The organism is Sneathiella marina, from assembly GCF_023746535.1.
Classification (GTDB): Bacteria; Pseudomonadota; Alphaproteobacteria; order Sneathiellales; family Sneathiellaceae; genus Sneathiella; species Sneathiella marina.
This window is the reverse complement of record NZ_CP098747.1, coordinates 2,306,660-2,327,687: the sequence shown is the minus strand read 5'-3', so window position 1 is coordinate 2,327,687 and position 21,028 is coordinate 2,306,660. Positions and strand designations below refer to the sequence as shown.

Sequence of the window (21,028 nt, the reverse complement as noted above, 5' to 3'; positions counted from 1 at the left end):
TTTCGAAAACAAATATAAATTCGCTATATTTTACAACAGGATAAAAAAAGGTTGCCAGAGAGAACAAAACATGTACATTACTCGAGTTGCATCCGGCAATGACCTATGAAATAAGGGGATAGTAATGGTACAATCAGCTCTAAAACTCGTTGAAGCAGGTGGCATGGACAAGAAGAAAGCATTAGAAGCGGCGATGAGCCAGATTGATCGGGCCTTCGGCAAGGGATCGGTCATGAAACTGGGGCAACAGGAAGCTCTGGATATAGAAGCTGTTCCGACGGGATCCCTCGGACTGGATATTGGTCTTGGCATTGGTGGTTTGCCAAAAGGCCGGGTCATCGAGATTTACGGACCGGAAAGTTCCGGTAAAACAACCCTGGCACTGCATGTCCTGGCGGAAGCCCAGAAGCAGGGTGGTACTTGCGCCTTTATCGATGCGGAGCATGCGCTGGATCCGGTTTATGCCAAGAAGCTTGGTGTGGATGTGGATGAGCTATTGATTTCCCAGCCGGATACGGGAGAGCAATCACTGGAAATCACGGATACCCTTGTTCGTTCCGGGGCCATTGATGTTCTGGTGGTCGACAGTGTCGCGGCGTTGGTGCCGCAGGCTGAGCTTGAGGGGGAAATGGGGGACACCCATGTGGGCCTTCAGGCACGTCTCATGAGCCAGGCATTGCGTAAATTGACGGGATCAATTTCCCGCTCCAACTGCATGGTGATCTTTATCAATCAGATCCGGATGAAAATCGGTGTAATGTTTGGCAGCCCGGAAACCACGTCCGGCGGAAATGCCCTGAAATTTTACTCCTCGGTTCGTCTGGACATCCGTCGTATCGGCCAGATCAAGCAAAAAGATGATATTGTCGGTAATCAGACACGGGTCAAAGTTGTCAAAAACAAGGTTGCCCCGCCTTTCAAGGTCATTGAATTTGATATCATGTATGGGGAAGGTATTTCCAAAACAGGTGAAATTCTGGATCTTGGCGTGAAAGCCGAGATCGTGGAGAAATCAGGCTCCTGGTACTCCTATGACAGTGTGCGCATTGGTCAGGGGCGGGAACAGGCAAAAAGCTTCCTGAAAGAGCATCCGGACATGGCCAAGGAAATCGAAACGAAAATCCTCGCCAATGCCGGTGTTATCTCCGACGCGATCCAGGGGAGTCCGGAAGCGGATGACGAGGAAGTCCCGGCTGAATAGCTTCTGCTGACAGGAAGTTACGCGAACGCAAGCCAGCCGTTTTTCTGCTGGCTTGCTTTTTTATATATTGGATTGGTGAGTGTTTGGTAATAAAAAGGCCGGTAATTTACCGGCCTTTTCCGTAGCTGTTTCGCAGTCGATCAGGCCATCTGTTTCTGCAGATTTGAATCCAGTGCATCCAGGAACTGATTGGTGGTCAGCCAAGGCTGGTCCGGCCCCACCAATAAGGCCAGGTCTTTGGTCATGTCACCATTTTCGACCGTTGCGACACAAACCGATTCCAGTTTGGTTGCGAAGTCCATCAAGGTGTCATTGTTATCCAGTTTCGCCCGATGCATCAGTCCCCGTGACCAGGCAAAGATGGAGGCAATCGGATTAGTGGATGTTTCTTCCCCGCGCTGATGCATGCGATAATGCCGGGTAACGGTACCATGGGCGGCCTCAGCTTCAACGGTTTCCCCATCAGGGGTCATCAGCACAGAGGTCATCAGCCCGAGAGAGCCGAAGCCCTGGGCAACCGTATCGGACTGAACATCCCCATCATAGTTTTTACAGGCCCAGACATATTTGCCAGACCATTTCATGGCGCAGGCGACCATGTCATCGATCAGACGATGCTCGTAGGTCAGGCCCCGCTTATCGAATTCAGCCTTGAATTCACTTTGGAACACTTCTTCGAACAGATCCTTGAACCGCCCGTCATAGGCTTTCATGATTGTATTCTTCGTGGACAGGTAAACCGGCCAGTTTCTGTTCAAGCCATAATTCATGCAGGCCCGGGCGAAACCGCGAATGGATTCATCAAGGTTATACATGCCCATGGCGATGCCGCTGCTTTTGAAATCAAAGATCTCAAATTCCTGCGCCGCGCCGCCATCTGCAGGCTCGTATTTCATGGTCAATTTACCGGGCCCCGGAATAAGCATATCTGTTGCCCGGTACTGGTCACCAAAGGCATGACGGCCGATAACAATGGGATCTGTCCAGCCCGGAACAAGCCGGGGCACGTTGGAACAAATAATGGGCTCACGGAAAACTGTGCCGCCCAGAATATTCCGAATAGTGCCGTTGGGTGAGCGATACATTTTTTTCAGGCCGAATTCCTCGACGCGCTGCTCATCGGGAGTGATGGTTGCGCATTTGACACCAACGCCATATTTTTGAATGGCTTCCGCCGCATCGACAGTAATCTGGTCATCGGTTTGATCGCGGAATTCCATTCCCAGATCGTAATATTTCAAATCGATATCCAGGTACGGGAGGATAAGCTTGTTCTTAATGAACTCCCAGATAATCCGGGTCATTTCGTCGCCATCCAGTTCAACTACCGGATTTTGGACTTGAATCTTTGGCATATCGATTTCCTTCTTTGCCTATATGTTTTTCATTATCGGCAGCAAAATAGCATCGCTTGCAACAGGTGCAAGCTGTACTGACAAAAAGCGTGAATTTATCCTAGAATTTTGACACATCTGCGTTGATTTGTGTCTGTGGAACGGCATTTAGGGCTGGTAGGATGTCCTCGAGCCTCTCGACAACCTGAAAATAAGTCCAAACTTCGGGCTGAACGAATCCTGCATCGATCATGTGCTCGATCAATTTGAGGAAAGGGTCCCAGTATTTCTTGTAATTTACAAGGATAATGGGCTTGTCATGGAGATTGAGCTGTCGCCAGGTAATCATCTCGAAGGTTTCGTCCAAAGTACCCAGTCCGCCCGGCAAAATCGCGAAGGCATCAGATAGCTGAAACATCATTTCTTTGCGGACATGCATGCTGTCGACGACATGAAGTTCTGTCAATTTCTCGTGACTAACCTCGATATCATGTAGATGCGCAGGGATAATCCCGATAACCTGACCACCTGCGTCTAGCGTGGCATCGGCCGTGATCCCCATCAATCCGACATGGCCACCGCCATAAACAAGCTTTATGTTGCTTTGCCCCAATTGCTGGCCAAGCAGGCGTGCCGCTTCTTTATGGTCAGGGTCCGTTGGCATTCTGGAACCGCAATAAACACAAAGAGAAGTAATCTTGATCATATCGGGACCTGTAATAAGAAAGAGATTGAATGACTAGAAAATTGATTTGTACTGTTTGCGGTTTAATGGCGATGGCGTCAAGCCTGGTGTTTGCTGGTGAAGCCGAGGTACTGGGTGTTAATGTGTCAAAAGTGGAAGCGGACGTGTACCGTTTCAGCGTTACCGTGAAGCATGAAGATGAGGGGTGGGATCATTATGCGGATAAATGGGACGTATTGGATTTGCAGGGAAATATCCTGGGCACCCGTGTTCTAATGCATCCACATGTGAGCGAGCAACCCTTTACCCGGTCCATGACCCTGTCAATTCCCATGCATGTGAAGGAGGTTAAAGTCCGGGCCCATGACAAGATAGATGGCTATGGCGGTGAAGAAATAGTTGTCAAACTACCCTAGGTGATATTACGGTGCATATGGAATAATCATGCACGGCAAGTGTTGGCTTTAAAACAAACAATTAGGTGAGGAGGGTTCTACAAATGAGCAATAGACTTACGAAGACCGTTTTCGGTGTTATTCTGGGAAGTGGTATTATCTTGGGTGTGGCAAGTGCACATTCTGAAACAACGGGAAATGCGGAAGCCGATTACCGGATTGCCGAAATGAAAAAACTTGGAATGAATATGGGTGCTATTGGAAAAGTAGCAAAGGGTGAAGTAGCTTATTCCGATGCTTTAAACCAAAATGCCAAAGCAGTCGCACAACTTTCGGCGAATATGGGCAAATGGTTCCCTGCCGGTTCAGGCGTTGAAAAATCTCGTTCAAAACCGGATATCTGGGATGAAGCAAACAAGGATAAATTCGCCAAGGCAATCGAAGATTTGCAGGCTGCAAGTTTGCAATTGGTCGTTGCTGTACAGTCGGGAGATCAGGCAAAAATCGGTGCTGCCCTCAAGGCAACAGGTGCAACCTGTGGCGGTTGTCATAAACCGTTCCGCAAGCCAAAACAATAGAACGGACAGATAACGGACAAAGAGTGATGAGCGCCGAATATTCCATAAACTCAGTTGCAAGGATTTTCGGCGCGGCGCTAGCTGTAGCATTCATGGGAATGCTACAGCTTCCAGCCGCCACGGCGGATGAGACCACGGCGCGCGGTGAATATCTTACGGCAGCAGGGGGATGCTATGGCTGTCACACCCTGCCAGTAGAAGGCAGCCAGCCGTTTGCAGGTGGCAGGCCGCTAAAAACCCCTTTTGGGATATTCTACAGTCCAAATATTACAGCAGATGATGAAACCGGGATTGGCGGTTGGACTGACGAGCAGTTTCTGGATGCCCTGAAGCAGGGTATTAGCCCGTCAGGTCACCCTTATTTTCCCGTATTTCCCTATACCAGTTATACAAAGATTACGGATGAAGATGGTTTGGCTATAAAGGCTTACCTCGATAGTCTTCCTAAAATAGTTCAGGAGGATAAGCCCCACGAAGTCTCGTCTCCCTTCTCCTGGCGGTGGCTGCAATGGGGCTGGCGATTGCTGTTCTTTAAAGAGGGACCCTATGTTGCCCCGGAAGGCGCCTCTGTCGAAGTGGCGCGCGGCGGATATCTGGTCGATGCTTTGACCCATTGCGGAGAATGCCATACACCCAGAAATATGTTTGGGGGTGTTGATAACTCGCTTTATATGGCCGGGACACCGAACGGCGGTGAAGGGGAGTTTGTTCCAAACATTACCCCGGACCCTGAAACAGGAATTGGGGACTGGTCGAAAGGCGATATTGTCAGTTTTATGAAAACCGGGTTGAAGCCAGATTATGATGACGTCCAGGGGAGCATGGCGGAAGTCATCGATCATAGTCTTTCGAAACTAACGGATGAGGATCTCGCCGCTATTGCCGATTATCTGAAATCTATCAAACCCATAAATAATGTGGTGAAACGCGCTTCTGCCTCCTAAATTTATAGGTTCTGACCCTAGGCGTTGCGTGAAGCGTCCGGGCAGTACATAATGGCGCCACATTTAGTTTTGATAGCGAGGCTCTGGTGCGCGTATTTGGTATCCTGGCAGTTTTACTGCTCATCGTGGCAGGCGTATTTCTCTACATCAAGGGAGGCAATCTCTTTTCGTCCGATGAAGAAGGGGGCGTGCCCAAGCAAAGCGCTATTTCCTCTGAATCTCCGCAAGCTGATACTACCGCACCGGATCGTTCTAACGACACGACCACGGATACAAAGCCAGCGGACAAGAAGGCCTCCGCGACTGGATCGACATCCACGGCGCAGATTGTTGATAAGAAACTGGATACGTCCGAGGATGAAGCCGCACAGAAGATGGCGGCTGCCCGCCCGAGTTTTGATGTGGTCAGGGTCGATCAAAACTGTGAAATTCTGATTGCCGGCCGGGGCGTCCCCAATTCCATGGTAACAATTGTTGTTGGCGGGAATGATACAGGGGAGGTCAAGACATCGGCGCGCGGCGAATGGGTTTTCTCTTCAACTAAACCTTTACCTTCGGGCTCGCAAACCGTTAATCTAATTGCGAAAAACCCTGATGGTAGGGAGCTGGAATCCGGAAAATTGGTGGTTATGAATGTGCCCGATTGTACGAAACCTTTGACGGAACGCGCCCCGGCAATTGCGATGTTGGCACCGAAAGAAGGAAATGCCGAAACAGATGGGCAGGTAAAGCTGCTCCAGGTGCCGGCCCCGGTCGGAGATCTTTCTGAAGCCAAGGGATTGTCGCTTGGCGCTGTTAATTATGGAGATGCAGGCAATCTGGAGCTTTCCGGAAAAGGCAAGCCCGGCAATACCATACAGGTCTATGTAAATAATCGTGCTGTCGGTTCCGCCGTTGTTGATGCGGATGGAAACTGGTCAATGCGTCCCGATCACCCGGTACCGGCAGGCACCTACAAACTACGGATCGATCAGCTTGACCCAACAGGAACTGTTGTCTCACGTGTTGAACTCCCCTTCCAGCGCGCTCCGGCGAGTGACGTTATCCTGGCGCAGGAAAATGGTAAATTGAGTGCCATTGTTCAGCCCGGAAACAGTCTGTGGCGGATCGCCCGCCGGGTGTATGGGGAAGGGACGGAGTATACGGTTATCTATCAGGCCAATCAGGATCAGATTCGCAATCCGCATCTTATTTTTCCAGGTCAGATATTCAAACTGCCGAGCAAAGATTAATCCTTCACTTTCTTGGTTCCAAGCGCAGGTCTTCGGGCGAGTGAGGTGTGGTAAACATCACACTTTGTGCATCGGCCGAAGATATCGCTAAGAGAAACGCCGAAATTATCGTATTTTATTTGGCCGTTAAATTTCTATGGAACTTGTATGAGCGATACCAAATTCGACAGCCATTCCCATGACGCAAAACGTAGTCATTTTGGGACGATCCGGACACTTGGCACCTATTTATGGATTTCCGATCGGACAGATCTGAAAATCAGGGTGATTATTGCTGTCATTCTTTTGGTCCTGGCCGAAGTTGCGTCGGTTTATTCGCCTTATCTTCTCAAGTTTATTGTTGATGACATGACGGGGGATGTTAATCCGGTTATTGTTATGCCGCTTGGCCTGATTGTCGCCTATGGTGCCGCCCGGGTGCTGACGCAGGCATTTGCAGAGTTGCGAGATGCGGTTTTCGCGAAGGTCGGCCAGAACGCCATTCGCCAGGTCGGGCTATCCACTTTCCGGCATCTTCATAAATTGTCCCTCAGGTTCCATATGGATCGGCAGACCGGTGGCCTCAGCCGTGCTATTGAGCGGGGAACGAAGGGGATTGATTTCCTGCTTCGTTTTATGCTGTTCAACATCATTCCGACGCTTTTGAAAATCGTCTTTATCTGCGGGATATTACTGGTCGAATATGGCTGGCTGATCTCTCTTATCACGTTTTCAACCCTCGTCGGCTATATCTATTTCACGCTGGCTGTGACCGAATGGCGGTTGAAATTTCGCCGCACCATGAATGAAAAGGATAGCGAGGCGAATACCAAAGCCATCGACAGCTTACTCAACTTCGAAACGGTGAAATATTTCGGCAATGAAGAGCATGAAGCGCATCGCTTTGACAAGGCCCTTGCCGGATATGAGACGGCGGCTGTCAGAAGCAACACGACTTTGGCTTATTTGAATATCGGTCAGGGGCTTATCATCAGTATTGGTATGGTTGCAGTCTTGATCCTTTCGGCGCGCGGGGTTGTTGGCGGGCAATATACCGTTGGTGATTTTGTCGCTATACAGGCGTTTTTAATGCTTCTCATCCAGCCGCTTAATTTTCTGGGATTTGTCTATCGGGAAATCAAGCAGAGCCTTGTGGACATGGAGAAGATGTTTGAACTGTTATTGGTTTCCCGGGAAATTGACGACAAGGCAGACGCCCGGCCGCTGGTCGAAGGAGCTGGAGAGGTTGAGTTTCACAATGTGAATTTTGGCTATGATGCCAATCGCCAAATCCTTCATGATGTGTCGTTCAAGGTTGAACCGGGGAAGAAGATTGCCATTGTCGGTCCTTCCGGCGCCGGAAAGTCGACCATTTCGCGTATTCTGTTTCGGTTCTATGATGTGGATGAAGGGTATGTCACCATTGATGGGAACCGCATAGACGAAACCACCCAGGAATCGCTACGGGCTGCCATCGGCATTGTCCCGCAGGATACTGTACTGTTCAACGATACCATTCGATATAATATTGAATATGGACGTCCCGGTGCCAGCCGCGAGGAAGTGGAAGAGGCGGCGCGGCTTGCCAGTATAGATCATTTCCTCGAAAAGCTGCCGGAGGGCTATGACACCATGGTCGGTGAACGGGGCCTGAAGCTTTCGGGCGGTGAAAAACAGCGGGTAGCCATTGCCCGCACAATATTGAAGCGCCCGCGCATATTGCTGTTTGATGAAGCAACCTCGGCCCTTGATTCCCATACGGAAAAGGAAATCCAGGCCAGTCTGGCGGAAGTCTCGAAAGATCATACAACCCTGGTTATTGCGCACCGGCTTTCCACGGTTGTCGATGCCGATGAGATTATCGTTCTGGATGGTGGACATATTGTCGAAAGAGGGCGTCATCACGAGCTTCTCGAGCTTGACGGACAATATGCCGGCATGTGGGCCCGCCAACAAGAAGCTGCAAGCTATCAAGAGAAGCTTGAGCAGGTCATGGATTAAAGGCTACACTCTTTCTGACATCTTTTTGTTCTATTTCTCGAGTACCTGCGCTATAGGGCTAGGGATATATGGAACTTAGTGAGCCGAAAGAAAAAAATATGGATACGTTGAAGTCTGTTTTGGTACCGATTAATCCGGAAGGGCATCGGTTTATTGCTATTTTTGCAGCAGTGACCCTGGCCCTTTTTCTCTTTACCTGGTCCTTTTTGGGCTGGATTGGGGTCGTGCTAACGCTCTGGTGTGTTTACTTTTTTCGTGATCCGGACCGGAATGTGCCGACCCGGGAGGGATTGATTGTCAGCCCGGCTGACGGTGTTGTCCAGTTGATTGAACGGGCCGTCCCACCGGAAGAGCTGGGCATGGGCTCCGATGCCCTGTTGCGGGTCAGTGTATTCTTGAATGTGTTCAACGTGCATGTAAATCGTATCCCCATGGGCGGATCTATTGTCCGTCAGGTATATCGCCCGGGTAAGTTTCTCAATGCCGCCCTGGACAAGGCGTCGGAAGAAAATGAGCGCCATGCGGTTCATCTGCGGACAGATGATGGCAAGGATGTTGTATTTGTTCAGATCGCTGGATTGGTCGCCCGGCGCATCGTTTGCTACCTGACGGACGGACAACAGGTCCGAACGGGCGAGCGGTTTGGATTGATCCGCTTTGGAAGCCGGACGGATATCTATCTGCCTGAAGGGGTCGAGCCCCTGGTTGGTCTGGGCCAAAATATGGTTGGAGGTGAAACCATAATTGCCGACCTCAACGCCGAAAATTCCGGTCCAATGCCGGTGGAGGTCCGATAAATGCCATTTAATCGGCGTAACAGGTTTCGGGCTTTGCCGTTAAACTCTCTCATTCCCAACATGCTGACGACACTTGCGCTTTGCGCCGGTTTGACATCCGTCCGCTTTGCCTTGAACGAAAAATGGGAATTGGCTGTTATCGCCATTTTGGCAGCAGGGGTTCTCGACGGCCTTGATGGGCGGATGGCCCGATTGCTCAAAGGGACGTCACGGTTTGGCGCCGAATTGGATTCTCTCTCTGATTTTGTAAGCTTTGGTGTCGCTCCGGCACTGGTCCTGTTTTTATGGACACTGGATGCCGGTATGGGCGGCATCGGCTGGATTATTGCCTTGATTTACACGGTTTCCTGCGGATTGCGTCTGGCGCGGTTTAACTCAATGCTGGATGAGGATCAACCTGTATGGGCAGCCGGATATTTTACGGGGATTGCGGCGCCGGCGGGCGCGTCGATTTCCCTGCTGTTTATGGTCATGAGTTTTTTCACCGACAGCGATTTTTTCAGGTCGGACATTCTCAATGCCGCCTGGTTGTTGTTCATGGCCTTTTTAATGGCCAGCCGGATCCCGACTTATTCGATCAAGCGCATTAAAATTTCCCGACGCTTCATTATGCCGATGCTGATCCTTGTGGGGGGGATGGCGGCGATGATGGCCAGCTATCCCTGGCAGCTTTTGTCGCTTATTGCCCTTGCTTATCTGGCGACTATACCCTTTGCCGTGATTAGTCACCATCGATTGGAACGGCAGGAAGCGCAAAAAGCTGATGTTGAAAAAGCCGCGGAAGAAACCGCAGCGAATGGAGACAAATCCAAAAAAACAGAAAAGTAAATCGAGCGCGGGATCTGAACCCGCGCTCGACTTCGCTTGTTACTCTGCCGGAGCCGGATGATTTTTCATCAGTTTCCGTTCGGCTTTGCGCGCCCTCCGCCGATCAAAGAAGCTGCTGACATTGGCACCAACCATCAACAGGGACGGCGTCATCACCAACGTGAGGATCGTCGCGAAGGTCAGGCCAAAGGCAACTGCCGTGGATAGCTGAACCCACCATTGCGAGGAGGGGGCTCCGGTGACAATCTCGCGCGTGACGAAATCAATATTGATTTGCAGCGTCATTGGCAGCAACCCGAAAATCGTCGTGATTGTCGTCAACAGAACGGGACGTAGACGTTGCGCGCCGGTCCGCAAAATCGCTTCCATTGCTTCCATGCCCTGTTTTCGAAGATGGGCATAGGTATCAATAAGAACGATATTGTTATTCACAACAATTCCGGCGAGGGATATCACCCCAACGCCCGTCATGACGATGCCAAAGGGCTGTCCGGTAATAATCAGGCCAACGAACACGCCAATGGTTGACATGATGACCGCCGTCAGGATCAGGAACGCATGATAGAAGCTGTTGAACTGGGTGACCAGAATGATTGCCATAACAAACAGGGCAACGGCGAAAGCTTTCACCAGGAAGGCCATGGCTTTTTTCTGTTCTTCATCTTCACCTTTGAAGACATAGCTGACTTCCGGGTGAATATTAGCTTCATTTACAATCCAGTCCTGTATTTCCTGAACCTTTGTATCCACCAGAACATCACCGCCGACATTTGCCTTGACGGTCATGACCCGGCGGGCATCGACACGGTTTATCGTACCGACTTTTTGCTTGGCTTCCCGGGTGACGAAGTTTGACAAGGGAACCATGCCATTGGCTGTGGATACACGGAGGCTGTCCAACTGGTCGATGCTGCGTTTGTCATCCGGATACCGAACCCGGATATCCAGTTCTTCATCGGCGTCATCGGGGCGATACTCGCCGACCTTGATACCATTGGTGACAAGTTGAATGGTTTTACCGACGGTCAGGATATCGGCACCAAACCGACCCGCTTGCGCCCGATCAACCTTCACTTCCCATTCAATGCCGGGAATGGCCCGGCTATCTTCCAGGTCGAGAAGGTCCTTGACGTTGGTTTCAAGGTGATTACGAATTTTAGCGATTTCAGCGGGCAAGAGATCCGGGTTACGTGAAGATAACTGAATCTGGACATCTTTCCCGGTTGGCGGACCCGTATCCGGTTCGCGTGTTTCCACAGTTATCCCGGTTAAATGCGCGGTTCTGTCGCGGATATCCTCAAAGACCACTTTCGCCGGCCGGCGATCCTGCCAGTCCTTGAATTCCATCTGGATGGTGCCAATCACATCCTCGGCAATATCCTGGCCTTCACCGGGGCCACCGGTTCGGGTGTAAATCGACGAGAAATCGCCCAGCTTAAGAACTTCCTTTTCAACTTCGGCAACCAACACATCTTTTTCATCTGTCGACATATTGCCGCGGGCATGGACATAAAGAAGCGCCAATTCCGGCTCTACTTCGGGAAAGAACTCAACGCCGTTTCCGTGATTAGAGTAATAATATTGAACCCCAACCAGGGTAACCACGCCAACAACCATGATTTTTGCCGGATGCCGAAGACAGACAGACAACAACCTGACATAGCGTCCGGTAAACCCGCCAATCTCTCTGATATCACCAGATTCTGCCGCCGCCAGCGCTGCAAGTGTTTTCGAATTGGTTGAGCCAGCACGACCGAAAACGGATCCGAGTGTCGGCACAAAAATCAAGGCCATCAACAAAGAACCAGTTAGCGTTGTAATCAGGGTGATGGGCAGGAATTTCATGAACTCCCCGACAACGCCGGGCCAGAACAGCAGCGGCATGAAGACAGCCAATGTTGTCGCTGTGGAGGCGATGATAGGCCAGGCCATCCGTTTCGCCGCAAGGGCATAGGCATCTTTCTTGTGGATACCTTCCGCCATTTTCCGGTCGGCAAATTCGGTCACCACGATGGCGCCATCAACCAACATTCCAACGGCCAGGATCAATCCAAACAGAACAACAATATTGATGGTCAGTCCGAACAGGTACATATACAGGATGCCGATCAGGAAGGACCCCGGTATGGAAAGACCAACCAGGCCAGCCGTGCGAACCCCCAGGGCACTGATAACGACGATCATCACGAGGATGATGGCACTGATGATGTTATTCTGCAGGTCATTCAACATGGATCGGATATCTTCCGATTTGTCCTGACTGAAGGTAACCTCTACACCGGCAGGCCAATGGGCTTTCTCTGCCAGTACCAGGGCTTGCACATCCTCAATGGTTCCGATAATATTCTCACCGAGCCGTTTTTTCACTTCCAGCGCGACGGCTTGCTGACCGTTCAGGCGTGCGTAACTGTCCGCATCCTTAAAGGTTCGGCGAATATCCGTTACATCACGCAGCGTCACGACACCTTCATTAAACACCTTGATCGGGATATCAAGGACGTCTGAGGCGGTCTTGAACAGGCCAGGGACCTTAATGGAAAACCGCCCTTTACCCGTATCCATGGAACCCGCGGCAACAAGTTTATTGTTGAGTTCAACCGCATTGGCCAAATCCGTGTTGGAAATCTGGTAGCTTTCCAGCTTGACCGGATCAACAATCACCTCCAGCACTTCTTCGCGGTCGCCGCCGATATTGGCTTCGAGAACGCCCGGAAGCCCTTCAATCTCGTCCTGAAGGTCCTGCGCCAGCCGGATCAGGGACCGCAAGGGAACATCACCGGACAGGGTCACAATGAGAACGGGAAACAGTCCAACATTGACTTCATTGACGACCGGATCGTCAGTTTCCTGGGGCAGTTCAGTCTTGGCGACATCCACCTTTTCGCGCACATCTTCCAGGGCTTTTTCTGAGTCAAACCCCGCGTCGAATTCAAGGGTGACCGAGGCATGTCCTTCGCCCGCATTGGAGCGCATTTCCTTGACGCCCTCAATGGTCCGCAATTCCTGCTCCATGGGCCGGATGAGGAGGCGTTCACCGTCTTCGGGGGAAATACCCTCATGGGTCATCGATACATAGATGATCGGAATATTGATATCAGGATCAGCTTCCTTGGCGATATCAACATAAGCATAGATTCCGGCCACCAAAATGAGAACCAGCGCGGAAATTACCGTTCTTGATCGTTCAATCGCCGCATCAATAATTGCGTTCATTGGGAAGCCTCAGCCGTATAAAAATCTGGTTTCACCTGATCGCCCTCGCGGACGAAATCCTGACCGACGACAATCAAATTGACGGTTTCCGGCAAGCCGGCGATCCAAACGCCCTCGGGCGTATCAGCAAGAATTTTTACCGGGTAGAAAGCGACGATGTCACCCTCTCCAACCGCGCGTAATCCCAGAACACCGGTATCATCCAATGTCAGCAGGGCCGGGGAGATAAAATGTGCGTCCACCGATTTGGTCTTGATATTTATTTCTGCAGTGACACCATTACGGAGTTTGTTATCCTCATTAGGCACTTCCAGCTCAATTTTAAATGTCCGTGTTGCGGCTTCGGCCATATTGCTGATGAAGGTGATTTCGCCGGAAACCTCTTCTCCGGTGACCAGTTTCGCTGTTCCCTTGCCGCCAACTTCGATGTTGTTGACCTGAAGTTCAGAAATCTGTCCTGTTACCAATAGAGGGTTGCCATCGACGATCGTCGTGATTTCTGCGCCATCTTTAAAGAAATCCCCGACTTCTGCCGTCCGATGCTCGATATATCCGTCGAACGGGGCTGTTACCACAAGATCGTCAAGCCGGATACGCATACCGGTTGCCTGTGCTTTGGCACTATCGAGGAGTGCTTTTGCGCTTGCCAGGGTCGTGTTGGAACTGAACCCTTTTTTATTCAGGGCTTTCGCCGCTTTATATTCGATCTGGCGTTGGCGGACGAGGGCTTCGGCTTCCTGGAGCTTGGCCTTGTTATCCTTCACGTCAAAGCTGACAATTGGATCTCCCGCCTTGACGCGGTCCCCATCATCAACATGAACCTTCTTAACCCGGCCGGAGATCTCTGCTTTCAACTGAACAACGCGCGAGGCTTCGGTCTTGCCATGCACAATAACTTCCTGTTGGCGAGGTTGGGCGGTAAAGGTTTGGATGCGAACCCCCGCCAATTTCCGCTTTTCCTTCGGCTTTTCAGCATCGGAAGAGGCAAGGGCGCTGACCCCGTCTTTCTCGGTTGCCGCGGCAGCATCATTTCCCGTCGAGCCATTGAAATTATCCATTTGACCTGAGGCAATCCAGGCAACGACTGCTATGGCGATAATTATGGCAATAATTATAGAGCGGTTCACAACTGTACCTCTTTATTTTGTAGGGTGTCCAACTTGGTAATCATTCTGCAGCCCGGCGGCCCATCAGGGCATCCGCTTCGAGCAAATGTCTATATTCATTCAAGTAATCGATTTCAGCCTGATAAACAGCCTGGCCGTAGCCGCACATAAACTGCTCCGCATTTTCAGGTGAACCGGGGCATTGTGCGGTCATGTCCTTGATTTTCTCGGTTCTCTCAACAATACGTTGGTCAATCAATTCAGCGATTGTTCCCGCCGGCAGGAGATGTGAAAACATGATGGTTGCCAGATATTCGGATCGAAAACGATCCGGTGCCGGTTTTTTCATGATCTCTTCCAGAAAACTGTACCGGCCTTTCGCTGTAATCGAGTAGATTTTCTTGTCAGGTCTTTTCTCCTGAACAAATTCCTCGCAGGATACAAGACCTTCGTCCGTTAGTCTGTTGAGGGCCGGATAAATAGAGCCGTAACTGGCATGAAAGATCAAATCAAGGCGATCTTCGAAAATCTTCTTGATTTCATAACCCGTGGCGTCGCCCATTGTCAGGACACCAAGGCACAATGTTCTAATATCCATTAAACCAGCTCAATTCTCAGACGAAATCATTTATACAGGAGAAAGTATATATCACCCAATCGTACATATTACAAAATGTAATATATCGAACTGTTATACTTTACTGACTTAAATAGTGAGGGAACCATCATCACCTGTATGTGATACTGGTCACGCTTTAGTGACACGGCATGGAAATTATACTGAACAAATTATTAAGAAATATCGTATCTATTTAGAAAATAACGGTTTTTGGGAATTTTGCTCAATTGAATTTGAAATGTTTTAGAACGATCGTTACAAATTGAATTGCCATAATTTGGCCGCTTTTTCCCATGAACAGGGCTACCGGTAAAATATATGATTCCCAATTGTCGCCGTTTTGACAAGCTTTTTAGACCATTTCGGCGAGACATAATTCGCATGATAATGGGTGGCCATGCCGGAAATATCCCTTAGATTACCCGTGCGGACAATATTGGCGATGGAGACGGATTGGTTCCACGCTAAAACCTCCGTTGCGACATCGGATTTCCCATCGCAGGCAAAGGAAAACTGACAGGCATTTCGTCGATGGCTTCCTTCGAAAACAACGTCACAATAGGACTTGTCCCGAGTTGCAACACGGTTATGCACAACCTGGGCAACGGCGATCTGCCCGCTAAACGGTTCGCCGCGGGCCTCGAAATAGACCGCTTGGGCCAGGCATTTAATTTGCGGATCAGCGAGTGTTGCTGTCGTTGTCAATGTGGTTGCAGCCGGCATGAAATGACTCATGACAGCAAATAACACTGTCAGAAATGTCCCTGTTACAACGCTTAAAGTTTTTAAATACATCCGCCAAGCTTTCTGAAGGTGCCGTGTCCAGCATATCAGGAGAGTGCGGTATTAAGCGGTTTGAAATAGGCAAAAATAAGGCAAAATTTCTTAAGTTTTGGATTGAGCTCGGCGTATCCGGAGATTTTTGACAATATCAAGCTTCTCTTCATTGCTTAATGTTGCCCATCCTCCGATCTCAAGACGCGTGCGGAAACAGCCTTTGCAGTATTTGTTATCCATATCCATTGTACAGACGCCTGTGCAAGGGGAGGGTAAGTCAGGGATTTTTCTTATTTGAGGATTTTGTCTACGCATTTTTCGTTTGTGCTTCGCTTAAAACATTAATCAGGGCATCAAAGGGCAGGAGAACGCAAGCATGCCGGCTTTTGTGATGTGCAACGGGTGCAAAATTTTCAAGGGCATTCCATCCCGGTATCGCACTGAAGGCATTATTTTTTAGCATCCCATCGATGGTTCCCCGAAGGGCGGTAATATCATCATGTGAATGCCCGATCGCATTCTCCCCGACAACGGATGCAGCGGCCTGACACAACATGCAGGACCGATTTTCATGATTGAGGGCGGTAATTTTGCCGTCCGAGATCTTGATCTGAATTTTTATGCGATCGCCACAAGTCGGATTGTCGAGAACCGTTTCCGCATCCGGATCGCTCATGACACCTTCGCCTGTCGCGTCAGCTGCCAGCCGCATAAGCTGTTTTTGGTAAAGTTCCTGTATCACAATGCCACATCTTTTCTTTGTTGAAGATTTACAAGCGCCTCTGGGGTGTCGATATCGGTAAATATACTTTTTGCGTTGATGTCCAGGTTAAAAACCACATGCTCATTTTCCGCAATAAGTGATTTTGCGCCGATATCGCCGGTTACCCTGGTCACATCAGCTGCAAACAGGCTGGCAATCAGAACCGGATTACCGCGCTTGCCCTGATAAGTCGGCACGATGATTGAGCGGCCTTCTTCCACATCGAAGGCATTTATCAGCTGATTGAAGAGTTCCGCTTTTACGAAGGGCATATCGCCAAGGCAGACAAGTATGCCGTCATATTGCTTCGATAGCGCCCGGAACCCTGTTTTAAGGCTGCTGCTTAATCCTTCTGCGAAATCCGGATTATGGAAGGTCTTGATATCGAGATCCTCAATAACCTTCTCTATTTTATCCCGCTCATGTCCGGTCACTGCAAAAACACCAGAGGCCGTAGAGTTGAGCGCCTGTTCTGCGACATGCCGGAACATAGGTTTACCGTCGATCTCGGCAAGAAGTTTATTATCCCGGCCCATGCGTCTTGATTGCCCGGCTGCAAGGATAAGAATGGCGACGGACTTGTTCTCCAGCAGGGACGGGGCAATGTTACGGGGCTGCGGCCGGCTGCTGATTTCCTTGAGCAGTCCGCCTGACCCCATAGCCATGATATCAGACGCCGTCACATCGATGCGGGCCAACCTTCGTTGCAACACCCAGTCAAAACCGTTCAGCTTGGGTGACCGGGTGCATCCGGGCAGGCCAATGATATCAACGGGCCCGTTATGGCCAAGCAGCAGGAGATTTCCCGGATCCACCGGCATGCCAAAATGATCGATCACGCCGCCGGTTTCCAGAATGGCTGTCGGGACCACATCCTTACGATCGGTTATGGCGGACGCGCCGAATATCAGCACCATGTCACAGCCGGAATTCATCAGATGGGTTATGCCGCCGGCCAGTTCCGTCTCATGGTGATCCAGCGTCAGTCTCTCCTGTATCCGGTTTTGGCAACTGATCAATCGGTCTTCCAGGATTTTCTCGGATTTTGAGATAACGCTTGCCCGGGTCTGGGGTAATTTCGTGGAAATCACCCCGATTTTTCGCTGCTGAAAGGGGGCAATATCAATCAAGGGTTCAGCGGATTGCGCAATTATGTCCAGTATTTTATCAACGTTACGTTTTTCAGCAGCAAACGGAATGATCTTGATGGTCGCCAGCATCTGCTCCGGTGAAACCATGTCATGATTGGCCATAGTCGCGATCGTAAGAGATTCGTCTACATGGTTGATTTTATGTAATAAATCCTCATTCAGCCTGACAACACCATGATCGGAGGAAAAGAGATTGGCCCGGCCTGTAAAGGGGGGTTTGACGGTGATATGAGCGCCGGTCAAGGCATCGCCAATCGCCTTGGCTGCGTCATTTTCTGCCATATCCCCGGGTTCCAGTCGGGCCGCCAGGACATTTGCAATGTTATTGGCCTTTAAGCCTGCGATATCAGCGGCTGAGACGATATGGCCCTTGCGCAGTAATTTACCGTCCCCGGTATCGACGGCATGGGCCAGAATGGCACCTTCGGCTTCGTCAATGGGCAGGCGGCCAAATATCATTACACTGCTTTCTGACGCAGAACAGCCGTCATTTGCGCCATGATGGAAATGGCGATTTCAGCGGGCGACTTCGCGCCGATATCAAGGCCGATGGGGCCATGAATACGATCTATATCCTCGCCCTTAAAGCCTTTTTTCTCCAGTCGTAACTGTCGTTTTCCGTTGGTCCGGTTGCTGCCAAGCGCGCCAATGTAAAAGGCATCCGACCCCAAGGCGTAGACCAGGGCCGGATCATCCAGTTTTGAATCGTGAGTAAGCGTAACGATAGCGGACCGGCGATCCGCTTGCAGGTCGGCAAAGGCGTCGTCCGGCCAGCGGTCATCCAAGGTAACGTCAGGAAAGCGAAAGTCTGATCCGAAACTGCGGCGTGGATCTATGACGGTTACCTCATACCCGGCGCCAGCGGCCATGGGAACCAGATGCTGGGCAATATGAACGGCGCCGACCACGAACAAGCGGAGACGGGGGTTGAAGATATTGAGAAACACCGGACCTTCATCTGTTTCCAGACTGCCGGCCTTATCGCTGATCAGCGCGTTGCGGGCCCCGGTAAGAAGCTCGGAATTCTCGTCCGTCTCAAACGGGTATAACAGCTGTTCCTGGCCAGTTGACAGGTTGGTCGCGAGGACAACCTGTTGCTTTGCTTTGCGCGCCTGTTGCAGTTCTTTTAGTAAACCGAGATCCATGGATGTAAATCCTAGTTGAGTTTTTCGACAAACACGTTGATTTTACCGCCGCAGGCAAGCCCGACTTCCCAGGCTTCGTCATCACTGACACCAAATTCCAGTGTTTTGGAGATGCCAGTTTGCATGATATCCATGGCTTCCTGGATAACGGCACTTTCGACGCAGCCGCCACTGACGGACCCAATCATATTACCGCTCTCATCGATGGCCAACTGGCTGCCAGCCGGGCGAGGGGCCGAGCCCCAGGTGTTGATGACAGTGGCGATGGCAACATTTTTACCATCAAGTTTCCAGTTGAGGGCCTGCTCAAGAATATCATCAGCGGGAAGAACGGAGGAAAGTTCGGTCATGCGGCAAAACTCCTGCTTTCATTTAGATGCGGTTGTGGCTTGGACAGAATATCCGCCAATTGGATCAGACTATCAAGATTGTGGACTGTCCGAAACAGGTCCACATGGGGTAATATGGCTTTTACACCGCGAGAGCGGGGCTCAAATCCCTGATATCGCAGCAACGGGTTGAGCCAGATAAGCTGACGGCAGGATTTATGGAGGCGCTCCATCTCAATCCCCAACCCTTCGCCCGCATCCCGGTCCAGGCCGTCAGAAATGAGCAACGTCACGGCGCCCTGACCCAGGACCCGTCGCGACCAGTCCTTGTTGAACTCCTTGATGGTCGCCCCGATCCGGGTGCCGCCAGACCAATCCTCGACTTTTTCACTGACCGCATCCAGGGCGGCATCAACATCCTTATAGCGCATATATCGGGTTATATTGGTCAGGCGGGTGCCAAAAACAAAAGTATGAACGCGATCGCGGTCATTGGTCAGCGCATGCATGAAATGCAGAAACATGCGGCTATACTGGGTCATGGAGCCCGAAATATCGCATAAAATCACCAACGGGGGATGACGGGTGACCGGGGATTTGAACCGCATCGGGATTGTTGCGCCGCCAGACCGCAGGCTGGCCCGTAAAGTCCGCCGCATGTCAATGCTTCCCTTATGCAAATCAGCCCGCCGACGCCGGGTTTTGACTTTCATGATCGGCAGCCGGAGAGCGGAGAGCGCTTTTTTGGCGGCTTCCATTTCATCCGCACTCATGCTCTCGAAGTCCTTCGTCTGCAAAAGCTCTTTTTCCGAAGCCGTCAAAGTCGCATTGATCTCGACCTCTTCCTGCTCTTGTTCGCTGTCCTCGTTATTTTTCGATGCTGGCGGTGCAAGGGCTTCTGAAACCCGGCGATTCAGCTGATCTTCATCTTCGCCTTTAACGCTGTCGAGGAAGTTTGTCGGCAGCATCATATCCATCATTTTTTTCAATAGCTCAGGATTTCTCCAGAAAACATGAAAAGCCTGATCAAAAACATCCCATTGATCCCGGCGATTGACGAACACTGAATGGAGTGTCCAATAGAAATCATCGCGCCGACGAATACCTGCGGTTTCCACAGCCCGGATCGCTTCGATAACCCGGCCCGGACCGACGGGCAGTCCGGCCCGCCGCAAGGCGCGGGCGAAATGCATGATATTCTCGACAAAGGTGCCGTTATGATTTTCCCGGGTCAACATCAGTCCGGAACCCGTGAATTCAGTAATATCTGTTCAAAGGCTGCGTAATCCTCGAAATGATCGAGGACATCATGGGCGCCGGCTTCCAATAGGGTATCGCGAGATACCCAGGAGGAGATACCGATAAAGGGCAGGTTCAGATCGCGCGCCGCCGCAATATCCCACAGGCCATCCCCGACGGAGACAACATGATCAAAGCCATCGCGGTTATGGGTTTCTTTTGCCGCATCAATCGCACTTTGCACAAGCGTCAGCCGATCCGCATGGGCATCGCCAAAGGCTGTCGGGTAGGCATCGGCATCGATGCCCATTGAGGCAAGTTTATAAGTTGCCGATATCTCCCAGCCACCGGAGGCAAAACCGACAGCCCAGTCCGTATGGCCCGATAAGCTCTCGATGGCGTGAAGGGCGCCCAGCACCGGTGAGAAAATCTCCGGACGGGCGGTATGCGCGTCTTTTACCAGGGTAATAAATGTCGATTTTATGGCATTGAGCTCTTCATCCGTAGGCGCGCGCCCATGGACCCGGTCAAAAAACTCGTTGTTAATGGCATAGTCGGTCATCTGGCTGAAATTGCCCCAATGCGCTGTCATGCTGTCTTCGGGGATATGGCGCGCATGTGCTTCACGAAACAAGCTGACATCGTGACCGGCGGAATGCATGATTGTTCCGTCGATATCAAAAATAGCCAGATTTCGTTTCGTCCCGCTCAT

21 protein-coding genes are annotated in these 21,028 nt (G+C 50.8%); 8 read left to right on the top strand and 13 right to left on the bottom strand.

Annotation, left to right across the window (positions count from 1 at the left end; genetic code table 11):
- Positions 1-124 precede the first annotated feature (124 nt).
- Positions 125-1,201 carry a recombinase RecA gene (recA, locus tag NBZ79_RS11125; RefSeq protein ID WP_274706749.1) on the top strand — a complete coding sequence of 359 codons (1,077 nt, stop codon included), beginning with the start codon at positions 125-127 and terminating at the stop codon, positions 1,199-1,201.
- A gap of 140 nt (positions 1,202-1,341) precedes the next feature.
- Here the strand turns inward: recA and NBZ79_RS11120 are convergent, their stop codons facing one another.
- Both NBZ79_RS11120 and NBZ79_RS11115 read right to left on the bottom strand, forming a co-directional pair.
- Positions 1,342-2,556 carry an NADP-dependent isocitrate dehydrogenase gene (locus tag NBZ79_RS11120; protein ID WP_251932502.1) on the bottom strand — a complete coding sequence of 405 codons (1,215 nt, stop codon included), beginning with the start codon at positions 2,554-2,556 and terminating at the stop codon, positions 1,342-1,344.
- 100 nt (positions 2,557-2,656) lie between these two features.
- On the bottom strand, positions 2,657-3,241 hold the full coding sequence (locus NBZ79_RS11115; RefSeq protein ID WP_251932501.1) for an LOG family protein: 585 nt from the start codon (positions 3,239-3,241) through the stop codon (positions 2,657-2,659).
- 29 nt (positions 3,242-3,270) lie between these two features.
- Between NBZ79_RS11115 and NBZ79_RS11110 the strand changes: the two genes are divergently transcribed.
- From NBZ79_RS11110 to NBZ79_RS11080, 7 genes are all read left to right on the top strand, one after another.
- Positions 3,271-3,636: a hypothetical protein gene (locus NBZ79_RS11110; RefSeq protein WP_251932500.1), complete on the top strand. Its 366-nt coding sequence runs from the start codon at positions 3,271-3,273 to the stop codon at positions 3,634-3,636.
- 83 nt (positions 3,637-3,719) lie between these two features.
- Positions 3,720-4,193 carry a c-type cytochrome gene (locus NBZ79_RS11105; RefSeq protein WP_251932499.1) on the top strand — a complete coding sequence of 158 codons (474 nt, stop codon included), beginning with the start codon at positions 3,720-3,722 and terminating at the stop codon, positions 4,191-4,193.
- A 26-nt stretch (positions 4,194-4,219) separates the two neighbouring features.
- On the top strand, positions 4,220-5,137 hold the full coding sequence (locus NBZ79_RS11100) for a c-type cytochrome (protein WP_251932498.1): 918 nt from the start codon (positions 4,220-4,222) through the stop codon (positions 5,135-5,137).
- An 86-nt stretch (positions 5,138-5,223) separates the two neighbouring features.
- A complete protein-coding gene (locus NBZ79_RS11095) occupies positions 5,224-6,369 on the top strand; it encodes an Ig-like domain-containing protein (RefSeq protein WP_251932497.1) in 1,146 nt (381 codons plus the stop codon).
- Between the two features lie 147 nt (positions 6,370-6,516).
- On the top strand, positions 6,517-8,349 hold the full coding sequence (locus tag NBZ79_RS11090) for an ABCB family ABC transporter ATP-binding protein/permease (RefSeq protein WP_251932496.1): 1,833 nt from the start codon (positions 6,517-6,519) through the stop codon (positions 8,347-8,349).
- 98 nt (positions 8,350-8,447) lie between these two features.
- On the top strand, positions 8,448-9,146 hold the full coding sequence (locus tag NBZ79_RS11085; RefSeq protein WP_251932495.1) for a phosphatidylserine decarboxylase: 699 nt from the start codon (positions 8,448-8,450) through the stop codon (positions 9,144-9,146).
- Positions 9,147-9,974 carry a CDP-alcohol phosphatidyltransferase family protein gene (locus NBZ79_RS11080; protein WP_251932494.1) on the top strand — a complete coding sequence of 276 codons (828 nt, stop codon included), beginning with the start codon at positions 9,147-9,149 and terminating at the stop codon, positions 9,972-9,974.
- Between the two features lie 39 nt (positions 9,975-10,013).
- Here NBZ79_RS11080 and NBZ79_RS11075 read toward each other — a convergent pair whose 3' ends face one another.
- From NBZ79_RS11075 to NBZ79_RS11030, 11 genes are all read right to left on the bottom strand, one after another.
- On the bottom strand, positions 10,014-13,187 hold the full coding sequence (locus NBZ79_RS11075; RefSeq protein WP_251932493.1) for an efflux RND transporter permease subunit: 3,174 nt from the start codon (positions 13,185-13,187) through the stop codon (positions 10,014-10,016).
- Positions 13,184-14,314, bottom strand: coding sequence for an efflux RND transporter periplasmic adaptor subunit (locus NBZ79_RS11070; protein WP_251932492.1), 1,131 nt, complete (start codon positions 14,312-14,314; stop codon positions 13,184-13,186). Before NBZ79_RS11070 ends, NBZ79_RS11075 begins: the two co-directional genes overlap by 4 nt.
- A gap of 40 nt (positions 14,315-14,354) precedes the next feature.
- The gene (locus tag NBZ79_RS11065; RefSeq protein WP_251932491.1) at positions 14,355-14,891 is read right to left on the bottom strand and encodes a PadR family transcriptional regulator; all 537 of its coding nucleotides are present in this window, start codon (positions 14,889-14,891) and stop codon (positions 14,355-14,357) included.
- A gap of 324 nt (positions 14,892-15,215) precedes the next feature.
- Complete coding sequence (locus tag NBZ79_RS11060; RefSeq protein ID WP_251932490.1) at positions 15,216-15,635, bottom strand: cell wall hydrolase; 420 nt, start codon at positions 15,633-15,635, stop codon at positions 15,216-15,218.
- 162 nt (positions 15,636-15,797) lie between these two features.
- Positions 15,798-15,929 (bottom strand): DUF1289 domain-containing protein, encoded by a 132-nt coding sequence (locus tag NBZ79_RS19760; RefSeq protein ID WP_476749708.1) that lies wholly within the window; start codon positions 15,927-15,929, stop codon positions 15,798-15,800.
- Between the two features lie 67 nt (positions 15,930-15,996).
- A complete protein-coding gene (locus tag NBZ79_RS11055) occupies positions 15,997-16,431 on the bottom strand; it encodes an iron-sulfur cluster assembly scaffold protein (RefSeq protein WP_251932489.1) in 435 nt (144 codons plus the stop codon).
- A complete protein-coding gene (locus NBZ79_RS11050; RefSeq protein WP_251932488.1) occupies positions 16,428-18,062 on the bottom strand; it encodes an NTP transferase domain-containing protein in 1,635 nt (544 codons plus the stop codon). The genes NBZ79_RS11055 and NBZ79_RS11050 overlap by 4 nt, the downstream gene beginning before the upstream one ends.
- Positions 18,062-18,748 (bottom strand): XdhC family protein, encoded by a 687-nt coding sequence (locus NBZ79_RS11045; RefSeq protein ID WP_251932487.1) that lies wholly within the window; start codon positions 18,746-18,748, stop codon positions 18,062-18,064. Before NBZ79_RS11045 ends, NBZ79_RS11050 begins: the two co-directional genes overlap by 1 nt.
- A gap of 11 nt (positions 18,749-18,759) precedes the next feature.
- The gene (locus NBZ79_RS11040) at positions 18,760-19,098 is read right to left on the bottom strand and encodes an XdhC family protein (RefSeq protein WP_251932486.1); all 339 of its coding nucleotides are present in this window, start codon (positions 19,096-19,098) and stop codon (positions 18,760-18,762) included.
- Positions 19,095-20,315, bottom strand: a complete 1,221-nt coding sequence (locus NBZ79_RS11035) for a vWA domain-containing protein (protein ID WP_251932485.1) — start codon at positions 20,313-20,315, stop codon at positions 19,095-19,097. Before NBZ79_RS11035 ends, NBZ79_RS11040 begins: the two co-directional genes overlap by 4 nt.
- Entirely contained in the window at positions 20,315-21,028 is a 714-nt protein-coding gene (locus tag NBZ79_RS11030; RefSeq protein ID WP_251932484.1) for an HAD family hydrolase, read from the bottom strand. Before NBZ79_RS11030 ends, NBZ79_RS11035 begins: the two co-directional genes overlap by 1 nt.